We start from the raw sequence: 14,694 nt of genomic DNA, 5'->3' as shown, positions 1-14,694 counted from the left end.
TTTATGAAATTGCATTTTTCAGTAAATTGGATTTCTGCGGGAGTTTCTTTGGCTATATCTCTGATGCTTTTGGTTACTTTCGCTGCATTAAACAACACTACCGAAATTAAGGAAAATGTTGCTCAAGTTCAACATACTTCTCAAACACTCAATACTTTGACAGATTTTTATGCAGCAATGACTGTGGCTGAATCAGCACGACGGGGGTATATATTTTTGGGCAGTCAACAAGATTTGGATCGTTATCAAACTGCTATCAATAATATGAGAACTAATATTAATTTATTAGATATTCAAATACATAATAGTAGCAAACAGAAACAACGATTTGCTCTTTTAAAATCATTGGTTAATCAAAGATTAGCTTTGTTAGAAGAATCTATAAAACTTTATCAACAAGATGAAACCTCATGGCAACGGCAAAATAAAATTACTGAACTTAGTGTTAATCTCAGAGAGAAAATTATACCGATAATTTTAGAAATTCAAGGGGAAGAACAAAGTTATTTGAAAACTTCTCTCCAGCAGTCAGAAAATAGTATTCACTTACGAATCATCATAGAAATAATAGGAACTCTTTTAAGTTTGTTAGTAATTTGCATTTTATGTTTTATTATCGAGAGTCAATCGGTGAAACGAGAACATATTAAATCTTTAGAAGCTTCCTTAGCTCAAGAAAAAAAGATTGGGGAACTCAAGGTTCAGTTATTTTCTATGATTTCCCATGAATTTCGTACTCCTTTAAGTGTAATTTTGCTATCTTGTCAGTTATTAAGGGAAATTTTGATAGAATTAGTAGATGAAAAGGAATTGAAAAACCTTTATCGCATTCAGTCTTCAGCTAAGTTAATGAATCACCTTTTAACAGATATATTAACTTTAACTAGAGCCGAAGCCGGTGAACTAGATTATAAACCTCAATTAATTAATGTGGAAAATTTTTGTTTAAATTTGCTGGAAGATGTGCAAATGTTTAGTCGCACAACTCATACTATTAAATTTATCAAACATGGTCAATCTTTTCGGGCTAATCTAGATGAAAAGTTACTATATTCTATTTTGAGTAATTTACTTTTAAATGCTATCAAATATTCATCACCAGGGGGTAAAATTTACTTGATTTTAAATGCTCAAGAGGATGCTACTATTTTTCAAGTGATAGATGAAGGTATCGGCATTTCTCCAGAGGAACAGGTGAGGCTTTATGAGCCTTATTATCGCTCGGAAAATGTTGAAGGTATTGTTGGTACTGGGTTAGGATTACCAATTGTGAAAAAATGTGTAGATCGACATCAAGGAGAAATTTTTGTAGACAGTAAAGTGGGTGTAGGAACAACTTTTACTGTGAAAATTCCTATATAGCAGGAGTCAGGAGTCAGAAGTCAGGAGTCAGAAGTCAGGAGTCAGGAGTAAAACTCTCTTGTATTGGTAGTTTCATTATTTACTATGACTTACACAATATAGGACTAAAAACCTAATTATTACGTAGGGGTAATTCATGAATTACTCCTACTTACGTTCTGTTTTGCTTTATTTCCGACTTTTAAACCACTCTGTCACCCCATCAGCTAAAGTCCGCGCCATTTTTCGCTGTTCTTGGGGGTTGACTATCTCTTCAAACTCCTGGGGGTTAATCATAAAACCTAATTCTAATAATACTGAAGGAGCAGCAGCAGGACGAGTCAGGGCTAAATTATTCCAAAACACCCCATAATAAGGTTTCCTCAATGTTTTTACTACATGATTTTGCAAAAATATTGCTAAACTGTGTGCCTGTGGATGATACCAAAAAGTCCCAAAACCTCTAGTTTTTTCGGCATCGCCGTCATCAGGTAAAGCATTGTAATGGATAGAAAGGGCGATCGCAGGTTCTTCTTTTTCAATCATCTGCTGACGTTCCACTAAAGACACATCCCGATCATCTTCCCTTGTCATCACCACCTTTGCACCCCGTTTTACCAACTCATCCCGCAGTAACTTGGAAATTACCAAGTTGGCATCTTTTTCTGGATACCCAGTCGGACCAATTGCACCAGACTCTTTACCACCGTGACCAGGATCAAGTAATATCTTAATACCAGATAAAGGTAGGCGTTTTCTGTTGTGAATCTTAGGTGCATGGCGCAAGGTCAAAACCAGCGTTGTGTTGTCGTATTTCAGCTTATATCCCCACTGTTGGAAGTTTTTGAGGTTAAAGGTATATTTCACTTGACCAGGACTCACCTGTTGCCAATCTAGGCGATAAATCAAGGGGTCATCATCCAGGCGAATGGTGTCTGTTTGAGCAATAGTATTGTAAAGGGTGAGACTAAAAGTGCGATCGCCTAAGGCGGGGCTTTGCCCATCGCTCTGTTCCACACTTACAGGTATGGGCATTTGTAAAGGAAACCTGATTTCTGTTCTATCAGACAAGCGACGATATCCCACACTACGAATTACAGTCTGTGGTGGTACTGCACCTGGTATAATTCTAGTTTCTTTACTATTGATCCAAGCCCCATAATCTAAGCGTAGCCAATCACCTTCTCTACCTGTAACTGTTGCTTTTGTTCCCTGTGGTAGTGGTGTCAGTCGAGAATAATCTGTACTAGGACCTGTGCGAGCAACACCTGATGTTGCTGACACTTCCACAACTGGCAACTGTGCAGGTGCAAGAATTTCAATTTTGCCCTTACCAGTTTCAGTGATAGTCTGACCATTCAATGTCAAACTATATTGAGGTTGTCCTAAATCAGCAGCATTGGCCACTGTTGTACAACCTTGATATTTGTTAGGACTAGAAGTTGTGGGTTGATTTCTTCCCGTTAGTACACCTGAATTAGCAGGTAATTGCGCTTGTGGTGGTTGTGGTAATAAGGGAATGGTTTGATTAGCCAACTTGACAGAAACACCAGCTTGAGGAGGTGCAACAGCACCAAAACAAATCAGTTCTCCCGGTAGTCTGGCAATATCAGCAGCAGGAGTCAGAGAATCCTTAGCAAAGCCTAAACCTTGTGGTAATTCTGGTTGAGTAGAAAGCCTTGTTACTTTAATCTCTCGTTCCTGATTTTGGTAACGTACTTTAAATACATTCTCCCCTAACTGTAAAGGGAAACTGGGAGAAAAATGACCAGCCTTGCTGCGGTTAATTAGTCTACCATTGATGAGAACTTCTCCAACTGGTGGTGCAGTACCGATAAAAAATATTTTTTCTTTACTGGTTTGGTAGTTTGTTGGGGGAAAAACTACTAGGAGCGATGTTTGTGCAAAAGCAACGGAGGAGGTAAGCAGACAGTTAAATACTACTAATCCTAAGAGTTTTTTCACGGCAAAACACAGAAGATTTTACGATAATGACTGTGAGACAATGAATAATAAAGGATAAAGAATGAAGCATAAAAAGCAGGAAGTCAGGAGTCAGGAGTCAGGAGTCAGGAGTCAGGAGTCAGAATATTTGATCAATCAATCGGTAGATAATCGAATAGTGATTTTTGGCGTAACCGTTAAAACCTGACTGCTAAAAGCTGACGGGGTAGCTTACCTTTAAGCATTAGCTGAATCTTTACTTCATATCTAGTGTTTGGGCGCACGTTTTATCCTTCAAGAAACAGAATGTATTTTTAGAAGTTGCTAGAAATTGAAAATACTATGACTAAGTTTATCTTTGTAACTGGAGGCGTTGTTTCCAGTATTGGTAAAGGCATTGTAGCAGCAAGTTTGGGGAGGTTGCTTAAATCACGGGATTATTCAGTATCCATTCTCAAACTTGATCCTTATATTAATGTTGATCCTGGTACAATGAGTCCCTTTCAACATGGGGAAGTTTTTGTTACCCAAGATGGTGCAGAAACAGATTTGGATTTGGGACATTATGAACGTTTTACGGATACTTCTATGTCCCGGTTAAACAGTGTTACTACTGGGTTGATTTATCAATCAGTAATTAATAAAGAACGCCGGGGAGAATATAATGGTGGGACTGTACAAGTAATTCCCCATATTACCAATGAAATTAAAGACCGCATTTTAAGAGTTGCTAAGGAAACAAATCCGGCGGCAGTAATTACGGAAATTGGTGGTACTGTGGGTGATATTGAATCACTGCCATTTTTAGAAGCGATCCGTCAGTTACGTAAAGAAGTCGGACGACAGAATGTTTTGTATATGCACGTCACCCTTCTCCCTTGGATTGCTTCAGCAGGGGAGATGAAAACTAAACCTACTCAACATTCTGTTAAAGAATTGAGATCCATTGGTATTCAACCAGATATTTTAGTTTGTCGTTGCGATCGCCCCATCGGTGTGGGTTTAAAACAAAAATTATCGGAATTTTGTGATGTACCGGTAGAATGTGTGATTACCTGTCAAGATGCTAGTAGCATTTATGAAGTACCTCTGATTTTAGAAAAGGAAGGACTGGCGCAGCAAACTTTAGACTTGTTGCAAATGGAACAACGCCAGCCTGATTTGAGTCAGTGGGAAACAATGGTAGAAAGAATGTATAGTCCTAAATATAGCGTAGAAATTGCCATTGTTGGTAAATATGTGCGTTTAAGTGATGCTTATCTTTCTGTAGTTGAATCCTTACGTCATGCGGCGATTTCTACTTACGGTGATTTGCGGATAAGATGGGTAAATTCAGAAACCCTAGAAACTGAATCAGCGGAAAATTATCTTGCAGGTGTGGATGGTATTCTTGTTCCTGGTGGTTTTGGTAGTCGGGGGATAGATGGCAAAATTGCCGCGATTAAATTTGCACGCGATCGCCAAATACCCTTTTTAGGTTTATGCTTAGGAATGCAATGTTCTGTGATTGAATGGGCGAGAAATGTTGAAGGTTTAGCTGATGCTAACAGCGCCGAATTTGACCCATATACCACAAATCCCATTATTAATCTTTTACCTGAACAACAAGACGTAGTAGACTTAGGTGGAACAATGCGCTTAGGTTTGTATCCTTGCCGTGTACAACCGGGTACACTAGCCTTTGATTTATATCAAGAAGAAGTCATTTATGAACGTCACCGACATCGTTATGAGTTTAACAACTTGTACCGCAACGCTTTATTAGAGTCGGGTTACGTTGTCAGTGGTACTTCTCCTGATGGAAGGTTAGTAGAAATAGTTGAATATCCCAAACATCCATTTTTTATAGCTTGTCAGTTTCACCCAGAATTTCAATCTCGTCCGAGTACACCCCATCCTTTATTTAAAGGTTTCATGGAAGCTGCTATTTCCCGTACTCATCACAGTAAGAATACATCTAAACCAGTCCAAGTTTCTTAATTTGGAGGCAGGAGGCAGGAGGCAGGGGGCAGAAGGCAGGAGGATGAACAAATAATTTTCTATTCCCTGTTCCCTATTCCCTTCTTACTGTCACCTGTCACCTGTCACCTGTCACCTTCTTACTGTCACCAGTCACCAGTCCCCACGCTAATTTAGCAGCACCTACCATTCCCGCTGAATTACCTAGTTCTGCTGGTAAAATTTGTAAACCTATACGGGATGTTGGTAAAACTCGCTTTTCGATTTCTGCTTGCATTGCTGGTAAAAAATATTCAAAACTGGCACTGACACCACCACCAATAATTACCGCTTGGGGTGTGAGTACATATATTAAACTTGTTAAGCCAATTCCCAAATCTTTACCATATTCTTGCCAAAATGTCAAGGCTTCAATATCGGCATTTTCAGCTAATTTACCTAATTCTGCGGGTTCTTTTCCTGTGCGACGACGAATAGCTGAAATTGAAGCATATTGTTCTAAAGAACCTTGATTACCACTATTGCAAGTTGGACCATCAGGGTTTAAAGTAATCAAACCTAATTCTGCTGCTGCACCTTGATGTCCTACAAATAATTTACCATCAAGTATAATCGCACCACCAACCCCAGTTCCCAAAGTGAGTAAAATCAAATGTTGAAAATTACGGCCTGCACCTAACCAAGCTTCTCCTAAACCTGCACAGTTAGCATCATTAGCGAGGATGGTAGGTTTTCCAGTTTTTGCTTCTAACCAATCTGCTAAGGGTACATCATGCCATCCTACCAGATTAATGGCAACTTTGGCAACTCTGCCAGCAGCGTCAGCAGGTCCTGGAGTTCCCACACCGATCGCTATACTTTGATTATCTGGATCAATTTGGGCGATCGCCTCTATCATCTTTAATAATACAGCTTCTGGTGTTGCCGGTTGGGGAGTATCCACAGTTACAGATTGTAAACAATTACCATCTGCTGTAAATCTTCCCAGTTTAATCGCTGTTCCACCTAAATCAATACCAATTACATTAGTCATTAGTTATGGGGCATTGGGCATTGGGCATTGGGCATTGGGCATTAGTTATTTTTTTCAATAATCAATAACCAAGAACCAATCACTAACTAATTTTAAGATTTTTTACTGGCTATTTGTACATGAGTAATTTGATTTGTACTCATGCTTAAATTCTGTATATTTGTCACGGGTGAACCTTTTAAAATCCCCGATAAAGCAACAGAAAGCATTAACCCACCAGTAGCAGCTGCAATTAAAGTAAATTTATCGTTCACAGGAGTCTCTCAGTTTTGTTAGTTATCAGGAGTCAGGAGTCAGGAGTCAGGAGTCAGAATAATTTTAGATTTTAGATTTTAGATTTTAGATTGGAGTTGACAAAAACAATCCAAAATCCAAAATTGTATCACCAATTACCAATTACCAATTACCAATTACCAATCATCTATTTTCTCTTCTCAGACGAGGATTGACAAACTCATTCAACCCTTCACCAAGTAGTGATAACCCTACTACCATGATAGTCATAGCTAAACCGGGAAAAAGAGTGGTCCACCAAATACCTGTAGGTAGTGCTTCTAGTGCCTGTTTTAAATCATATCCCCATTCGGGTACATCTTCAGGTAGTCCTAAACCTAAAAAACCTAAACCACCTAATACTAATATGGCATCTGCGGCGTTAAGGGTAAAGAGGACGGGGACACTTTGAATAACATTGAAAAATAGATATCTTGATAATACAATCCAGGTAGAAGCGCCCATTGCTTGCGCTGCTTCAATGTAGACTTCGGTTTTGACGCTCACGGTGTGATTACGGACAACGCGATAATATTGGGGAATGTAAGCTATACTAATGGCGATCGCTGCATTTAATATTCCTCTCCCTACCACAAAAGCTAAGGTAACAGATAGCAACAAACCCGGTAAAGTGTAAATGCTATCCATGAGAAATAGCAAAGTTTTATCTAATTTTCCTCCTAAATAACCACTTACCATCCCCAAAGGTACACCCACTATCATACTTAATGCAGTGGCTAAAATCACTACTTGTAAAGCTGCTTGTGCGCCGAAAATAGTCCGGGAAAAAACATCATAACCCAAGCGACTTGTACCAAACCAATGTTTAAAGGAAGGTGCATTATGAATAGGGTTACTTAAAAATTCTTTCGGGTTTTGTAACCATCCCCACTGTTGAAACACTGGGGCAAAAAAGGCTAAAAATATGAATGATAGGGTAATAGCTAAACCTATCAACATAAATTTTTGAGATAGGTTAGATTTAGCAAAGTTTAAAAATCTGGGTATGCGGCTTTTTGTAATAGTCATGGTAATATAATTATGATGGTAATTTTTCTTTTTCTAACCCTTTGCGTCTTGGCGTGAGACTTAAAAATATAAATTATAATATAAATTATATATTACAATAACCAATTTTCTAATTTAAGTCCTTCAACTCTCGATAAATCGGAATCATTAGAAACAAGAATTAAATCTAAGATAATTGCTGTTGCTGCTATTACAGCATTTCCCGGTGTAATGAGGTACACTTGATTTTAAGACACAAGGTAAAATTCAAGAAACAAGAAGATTAGACTTTACCTCATAACAAAGGAATCTGCTGTAAAACGTCTGCATCTTGAATAGGTGTACCTTTGTTTTTTAATTGAGAGTGAATTTCACAGGATTTTTCAATTATTTCTAAATCATCTAAAAATAACACAGGATAATCATTACAAAAACCTTGAAAATCTACTAATTGCCTAGTAGCGTTTAAATACATTAGCCCTCTTTTAATTTCATAGTATGTATACAACTAATAAATATTTCCGAACCAAGAAAACTTAACTCTCTCAGTTTATTATTTATAGTTGTATTTTTCTTTAACGCATAACTAACGATATTTGAATCAAGTAAATAATTCACCGTGTTATTTTCCTTCTACTGCTGCATCAAAAATCGCTATTTCTTCGGGTGATAAGTCGTTTAATGTTCCAGAAACCGCTTCTAACACAAGAATTTTATCAATTCTTCTGGTTAAATCATGTTCTTTAATTGCTCTCATTTCCTCTGGTGACAATCTACCAAATAATTCTATCAACATTTCGGTCATTTCATATTGATCTAATTTGACTTTGTAGAAACTACTTCCTTGAAATAATTTATCTACCAATGTGGAAATACGTTCGGTTAGTTCTTGTTGATAGTCGGTTATTTGTTCTTGCATGGTTTTGACTCCTGATGATGGCTGAATATTTACATTAAAATTATAATCTATCCTCTATAAACTAGCTTGAAAAATTTGATTAGCAGTTAAATTTAACTCTGGGAAAGTTGGTGATATTATTAAATCATCATTTCTAAATTGACTAACTTGATATTCTCCTTCTATCAGTTGATAAATAGAAATAGTTGGTTGTTTAGGATTGCCAATAAAAGCTCTACCACCTAAAGCAGCATAATCTACAATCCAATATTCTACAATACCCATTTCCTCATAGTCAGCGAGTTTTTTATGGTAATCATCACGCCAGTTTGTACTCACTACTTCCACTACTAAAGGAATTGACGCTGATTCACTAATTGTAGATGACTTTTTCCACAGAGGTTCGTTAACTAGATTAGCTCGATTTAACAATGGTATATCTGGTAAGTATGCTGATTCTTTATTATATGGTTTGATCAAAGCTGTTTTAGGAATGAAATAAGGAAGTTTTAGACGACTAAATTCTAATGTGATTTGTGCAGCTAAAAAACCTATAATTTCTTCATGTTCTCCTACGGGTGGTGTCATTTCTACAATTACTCCATCGTATAATTCATAGCGAACTCCTGTATCTGGATACCACTCTACAAACTCGGCAAAAGTGACTAATTTAGTTTCAGGTAAAGCTTGAATCATAATTTAGATTATTTGGTTTGAATAGTTATTATATCTGTTCAGAGAGGGAACAGCGAACAGGGAACAGAAAATACTGTCACCTGTCACCTGTCACCTGTCACCTAATTTTACAAATTACTTTCAATCAACTGTCGATATTCACTTTTCTGTTTTACACCTTTCAATTCCTTCACTAATTCTTTATTCTTAAATATCTGTACCGTCGGTGTACCAACTATACCAGCATTTTCAGCAATATCTCTATCTTGGTCAATGTCGATTTCCACAAAGTGAATTTTACCATCAAATTCATCGACGACTTTATTTAATATTGGTTTCAAGGTGTGACAAGGACCACAACCAGGAGAAACATATTTTACCAACAACAAGCGATCGCTCTCATGGAATAATTTTCTTAAAGCATAACCTCCATTATGGCGTGTTGCTTGTAAATTAAATTCAGTGGCTGTTTCTGCTTTCTGGGTTTCTGGGTGGGGTGTTGTTCCCTCAGTTTGGGTTTGATGAAATTCATGAATTAAATTATTAGATGATAACCATCTTTCCGCTAACATGGCCGCCATACAACCAGTACCCGCTGCTGTAATAGCTTGTCTAAATTCATGGTCTTGCACGTCACCGGCTGCAAATACGCCCTCTACACTGGTTTCTACACCACCATGTTTAGTGGTAATGTACCCCACCTCATCCAGTTCTAATTGTCCCTGAAATAGCTCTGTATTGGGCTTGTGACCAATAGCGTAAAATAAACCTTTAGCGGGAATAGTGCTTTCTTCCCCAGTTTGTTTGTTAATAACTTGTACACCGGTCATATTACCTTTACCAATGACATCTACCGCTTCGGTGTGCCAATGTACTTTAATTTTCGGGTTACTCAAAACTCTGTCTTGCATAGCTTTAGAAGCCCGCATTTTATCAGAACGGACTAATAAATGCACTAGAGAACCATATTTAGTTAAATAAATAGCTTCTTCTGCTGCTGAGTCTCCCGCACCAATAACCGCTAACTCAGCACCGCGAAAGATGGGGGTTGCACCATCACAAATAGCACAAGCGGAAATTCCCCGACTCCAAAATTGATGTTCGCTGGGTAAACCTAAACGTTTAGCTGTTGCACCGGTAGCGATAATTACACTATGGGCTTTTACTTCCCTTTCTTGGGAACGGATAGTAAAAGGTCGCTGACTTAAATCTACTGATATCACATCTTCAGTATATAACTCTGACCCCCACCGTTCTGCTTGCGCTTTCATGTTATCCATCAAGTCTGGTCCGGTTATCCCGTGGGGAAACCCTGGGAAGTTCTCAACTTCAGTGGTTGTCATCAGTTGGCCACCGGGTAAACCTCCCGCTTGAAACCCTTCAAACACCACGGGTTTTAAATTTGCCCTTCCTGCATAGATAGCTGCGGTGTAACCAGCAGGACCAGAACCGATAATGACTAAGTTTTCTACTGTGTTTTCTACTGGGGAATTTGTCATACTATTATACAAACTCATAACGACTACGTTTAAGTTAGTATAGCATAACTCAAAGATCCCTGACTTCAATTTATGATTTCAGGACTTACGCAGCATAGAACGGAAGTAGGGGTAATTCATGAATTACCCCTACACAAGAATCAAGTTTTGAGTTCAATCTTGCGTTACAAATCGAACATCCAGAATGGCAAATGGAGTTGGTAGAAGGGAATATAGTAATTATGGGTCCATCAGATTACGAGTCAGAAGAAATAGGTGGTCGGTTTTATTCTATGTCCATCAAACTTTTAAGACTGTTGACGAGATGGTAAAAAAAAAATTTTTTACAGAGGTGATATGAAACTGATCAAAAGTGGGTAAGTTAATAGCATCAGGAATTAGACAACACCGATCCTACAGGAAAACACCATGAAAACTGAACTAAAAGCCAAATTCTTACAACACCTCCTGGGTAAAAAGAAAGAAGACGAAGGTTTCACCTTAATTGAACTGTTAGTTGTTATTATTATCATCGGTATTCTATCCGCTATTGCTCTACCTTCCTTCCTCAGCCAAGCAGCAAAAGCTAAACAAACGGAAGCGAAAAGCTTTGTTGGTGCAGTCAACAGAGCGCAACAAGCTTTCCGCATGGAAAATCAACAGTTTGCAGGCAATGCTAATCTTGCGGATCTGCAAATTGGTGTTCCTACTCAAAGTGAATACTACGGATATAGTTTATCGGCAGCCGCTGCTACTCAGACTACTGTTAGTGCAACACCTATAACTAATGAGTCATCTACTCTTAGAGCTTATGCTGGTGGTGTAGTTGTTCTGTCAACTGGACTAACTAAGAGTCAAGCTTGTATGACAACCGCAGTTTCTGGCACTGCTCCTACCTTCAATTTCTCTGGAACTGATGTAACCTGCGGTAGTGGTACTCTCATGAAATAAAGTTGAATGCTTTATTTTTGTGAATGATGTCAGATTTTTTCGTCAGATTTTCTCACATATTGTGGGGGTTAACTGTGTTAATCCCTGCTTTTAGTTTTGATTTATGTTTCCAACGGCCAAAACTAATATTAATTTAGACTTGTGTATTCATCCTTTCCAAGTTTTCAATGATTACCACCAACTTAAATAATCAAATTTCTGCTCACCCAAGCTTATTAAGCATTCAAGAATATGAACAAAATATTACAGAGAATCCCCAGGAAGTTACTAATTATTGGTATTTAGGACTTGCTTTGTTATTAGCAGGAAGAGAAGAAGAAGCGCAGATAGCCTGGATGACTCCAATGCTAGAATTTGGAGAAGAAGAGTCAGAACAATGGCTACTGCAATTAACAGAAATTTTATTAAATGCTGCCCAACAACAGGAAACAGATTCTCAATCTCAACTGGCTTGGGTAATTCGTCAACACATTAGAGAATTTGTCCCTGGTCATATTAATAATCTTTTAAAAATAATTGAACTAAATATTGATTTAAAAATTGAGGATTGGGAAACAAATGTTAATCAATTAATTGCCATTATATCCGAACTAATAGAACCCCCTATTTTTGATGAGAAATTATTAGTGCCAGTGATTGAGAAGTTACTTCGTCCTAACCCAGTTAGTCCTCCTGCATTTATAGATAAATTAGTAGAAGCTTTTATACCCTATTTAATAAATTCTGAAACTATTATTGAATTATTGATACATAAAGCTGATGCCTATAGTCATTTTTTTAACTACCAGATGTCAATTTATTTTGCGAAAATTGCCTACCACCTAAGACCCAATAATTTAGCTTGTCTTGGCAAAATTATTTCTCCTCTGCAAAGTCTAGGAGGATCTTATAATAAAGAGTCTATTGATTGGGCAAACAAATATTTAGAAATTGCTCAAGAACTAATTGATAAAATTCTCGGTAATCACTTCTTACTGACAGGATTTTCCAAGTCTCTTGATTATCCAGAAAAAGCGGTTCAGATTTACCAACAATATAAACAATTTTTATCTGATCTTGTCAACAATCAAACACAAAGCAAAAGTTTGATTGAGATATTAGCCATTGGTCACTTTTTCCTATACATGGAAGATAATCCCCATGAAAATAGATTAATTCGCAATGGATTAGCTGCTTTATGTCAAAAAATGATCTGGAAAGAGTATTCTCAAGAGATCAACATTTATCAACAGCGTTTTAATTTACCTCGTCCTGCTTTGAGTGCGCGTCCTTTAAGAATTGGCTATGTATCAGAGTGTTTTATTTCTCATTCTGTCGGTTATTTAGCTTGGTGGTTATTAAAATATCATAATCGGCAAGAATTTGATATTCATTTATATTCTTTAAGAGAGAATATTTATGATCCACAACAACAAGCTTATAAAAACGAATTTGGTGATCATTTTCATCAATTATGCCCGCCGATAGTGACGGTTACAGATAAAATAAATGAAGATGAAATAGATATTTTAGTTGATTTAGATAGTTTAACTTCCTATAGTAATTGTGCTATTTTAGCCTTGAAACCCGCACCGATTCAAGTTAGTTGGTTAGGGTATGATGCGACTGGTTTCCCGACGGTTGATTATTTTATTGCTGATAACTATGTTTTACCTGCATCAGCACAGGATTATTATACAGAAAAGATTTGGCGACTGCCGCAAAATTATATTGGTATTGATGGCTTTACCGTGGGAACACCAACTATCAGTAGAGAATCTTTAGATATTCCTAATGATGGAATTATTTATTTTAGTTCTCAAACTGGATTAAAACGTAATCCCGATAATATCCGGTTGCAAATGCAAATTATCAAACAAGTTCCTAATAGTTATTTTCTGCTGAAAAGTTTTCGCAGCAATCACGAAGATCTGCAAAATTTTATTGCTCCCCTTGCTGAAGCCGAAGGACTTGATTTAGAATGTTTTAGGTTTTTACCCACTGCACCTACAGAGATGGAACACCGCGCCAATTTAGCCATTGCAGATATCGTTTTAGATACCTATCCCTATAATGGTGCAACTACTACTTTAGAAACATTATGGATGGGTGTACCGATAGTGACAAGAGTGGGGGAACAATTTGCAGCCCGGAATAGCTATACAATGATGATGAATGCTGGAATTACTGAAGGTATTGCTTGGAGTGATGAAGAATATGTCGAGTGGGGTGTGAAGTTGGGTAAAGACGAGAAATTAAGACAAGAAATTGTCTGGAAATTGCGAAAATCACGACAAACATCACCCCTATGGAATGGCAAAAAATTTGCGCGGGAAATGGAGAATGCTTATTTACAGATGTGGCAAAGGTATATTGATAACAAATAACTGAGTAGTGAGGACTTTAGTCCTCAACTAATTTTATTAAACAATAAGCACTAAAGTGCTTACTACGATGCTTACTACGATGCTTACTACGATGCACTAAAGTGCTTACTACGGACTAATCATCCCAATCTTTCCCATAATCTCTGACGGGATATTCAACCCAAGAATCACGCAACCATTCCCGTCCATAAGTTTGTAAATACCGGTGAACACTACTCTCAATCCAATCATAAGGAGATTTCACCAAACCATGTTTTACTGGGTTGTAATGAATATAGTTAAGAGTTCTGTAGTAATGTTTTTTAGAGCGAATTGCGCGATCACTCCAACTATACCATATTTTTCGCCCAGTTACATTGTCTTCTTGATTCCATTGACGAGAAAGCGCACCATGTATTCTGCGAAATATCTCACTTAAAACATTAAAATCTCTTACGTGAACCAGTAAATGATAATGATTAGGTAAAATCACCCACGCACAAATCTTGAAGTTTGTAGTGAGTGCTTCAGCACTCCCCTCATTACTCCCCGCATCACCAAAATTATTAAATATCATCTCTAACAGTTGCTGACGACGTGATTCTGAATGAATATGACACTTATGTTCATAGCAAGTTGCTGTTAATAAATAAAATTCTTGATCTCTGACTAGATGTGGTGGTGAGTGCGGTGGATAACCCCGACTTATACGATATTGCACCAGTTCAGCTTGTTGCTTGTATGTAAGTTTACGATATTCGTACATAATTTTTTCAGATAGTCAGTCCA

General features: G+C 37.5%; 14 protein-coding genes. 4 read left to right on the top strand and 10 right to left on the bottom strand.

All coding sequences use genetic code 11. The annotated features are described in order from the left end of the window. Window positions 1–3 precede the first annotated feature (3 nt). On the top strand, window positions 4–1,362 hold the full coding sequence (locus tag K2F26_RS24160; RefSeq protein ID WP_220609812.1) for a sensor histidine kinase: 1,359 nt from the start codon (window positions 4–6) through the stop codon (window positions 1,360–1,362). 168 nt (window positions 1,363–1,530) lie between these two features. Here K2F26_RS24160 and K2F26_RS24155 read toward each other — a convergent pair whose 3' ends face one another. Continuing rightward, window positions 1,531–3,306 carry an N-acetylmuramoyl-L-alanine amidase gene (locus tag K2F26_RS24155; protein WP_220609811.1) on the bottom strand — a complete coding sequence of 592 codons (1,776 nt, stop codon included), beginning with the start codon at window positions 3,304–3,306 and terminating at the stop codon, window positions 1,531–1,533. Between the two features lie 321 nt (window positions 3,307–3,627). Between K2F26_RS24155 and pyrG the strand changes: the two genes are divergently transcribed. Next, a complete protein-coding gene (gene pyrG / locus K2F26_RS24150; protein WP_220609810.1) occupies window positions 3,628–5,265 on the top strand; it encodes a CTP synthase in 1,638 nt (545 codons plus the stop codon). 97 nt (window positions 5,266–5,362) lie between these two features. Here pyrG and K2F26_RS24145 read toward each other — a convergent pair whose 3' ends face one another. The 8 genes from K2F26_RS24145 to trxB form a co-directional block, all read right to left on the bottom strand. Further along, the gene (locus K2F26_RS24145; RefSeq protein ID WP_220609809.1) at window positions 5,363–6,277 is read right to left on the bottom strand and encodes an ROK family protein; all 915 of its coding nucleotides are present in this window, start codon (window positions 6,275–6,277) and stop codon (window positions 5,363–5,365) included. 92 nt (window positions 6,278–6,369) lie between these two features. Continuing rightward, complete coding sequence (locus K2F26_RS24140; RefSeq protein ID WP_220609808.1) at window positions 6,370–6,531, bottom strand: hypothetical protein; 162 nt, start codon at window positions 6,529–6,531, stop codon at window positions 6,370–6,372. 163 nt (window positions 6,532–6,694) lie between these two features. After that, entirely contained in the window at window positions 6,695–7,579 is an 885-nt protein-coding gene (locus K2F26_RS24135; RefSeq protein ID WP_220609807.1) for an ABC transporter permease, read from the bottom strand. A gap of 92 nt (window positions 7,580–7,671) precedes the next feature. Continuing rightward, window positions 7,672–7,800, bottom strand: a complete 129-nt coding sequence (locus K2F26_RS24130; RefSeq protein ID WP_437441041.1) for a PIN domain-containing protein — start codon at window positions 7,798–7,800, stop codon at window positions 7,672–7,674. Window positions 7,801–7,853: 53 nt separating this feature from the next. After that, window positions 7,854–8,033: a PIN domain-containing protein gene (locus K2F26_RS25040; RefSeq protein WP_246605476.1), complete on the bottom strand. Its 180-nt coding sequence runs from the start codon at window positions 8,031–8,033 to the stop codon at window positions 7,854–7,856. Between the two features lie 147 nt (window positions 8,034–8,180). Beyond that, window positions 8,181–8,477: a hypothetical protein gene (locus tag K2F26_RS24120; RefSeq protein WP_220609806.1), complete on the bottom strand. Its 297-nt coding sequence runs from the start codon at window positions 8,475–8,477 to the stop codon at window positions 8,181–8,183. Window positions 8,478–8,531: 54 nt separating this feature from the next. Further along, the gene (locus tag K2F26_RS24115; protein WP_220609805.1) at window positions 8,532–9,152 is read right to left on the bottom strand and encodes a Uma2 family endonuclease; all 621 of its coding nucleotides are present in this window, start codon (window positions 9,150–9,152) and stop codon (window positions 8,532–8,534) included. 107 nt (window positions 9,153–9,259) lie between these two features. Continuing rightward, window positions 9,260–10,648, bottom strand: coding sequence for a thioredoxin-disulfide reductase (trxB, locus tag K2F26_RS24110; protein WP_437441040.1), 1,389 nt, complete (start codon window positions 10,646–10,648; stop codon window positions 9,260–9,262). Between the two features lie 390 nt (window positions 10,649–11,038). Between trxB and K2F26_RS24100 the strand changes: the two genes are divergently transcribed. Both K2F26_RS24100 and K2F26_RS24095 read left to right on the top strand, forming a co-directional pair. Continuing rightward, on the top strand, window positions 11,039–11,560 hold the full coding sequence (locus tag K2F26_RS24100; protein WP_220609803.1) for a type IV pilin-like G/H family protein: 522 nt from the start codon (window positions 11,039–11,041) through the stop codon (window positions 11,558–11,560). 167 nt (window positions 11,561–11,727) lie between these two features. Then, entirely contained in the window at window positions 11,728–13,926 is a 2,199-nt protein-coding gene (locus K2F26_RS24095; protein ID WP_220609802.1) for an O-linked N-acetylglucosamine transferase, SPINDLY family protein, read from the top strand. A 115-nt stretch (window positions 13,927–14,041) separates the two neighbouring features. Here K2F26_RS24095 and K2F26_RS24090 read toward each other — a convergent pair whose 3' ends face one another. Then, a complete protein-coding gene (locus K2F26_RS24090; protein WP_220609801.1) occupies window positions 14,042–14,671 on the bottom strand; it encodes an REP-associated tyrosine transposase in 630 nt (209 codons plus the stop codon). Window positions 14,672–14,694: the final 23 nt, after the last annotated feature.

Origin of the sequence: Sphaerospermopsis torques-reginae ITEP-024 (assembly GCF_019598945.1) — a bacterium.
In the GTDB taxonomy this organism is placed as follows: domain Bacteria; phylum Cyanobacteriota; class Cyanobacteriia; order Cyanobacteriales; family Nostocaceae; genus Sphaerospermopsis.
This window is presented reverse-complemented; position numbering and strand designations above follow the sequence as displayed.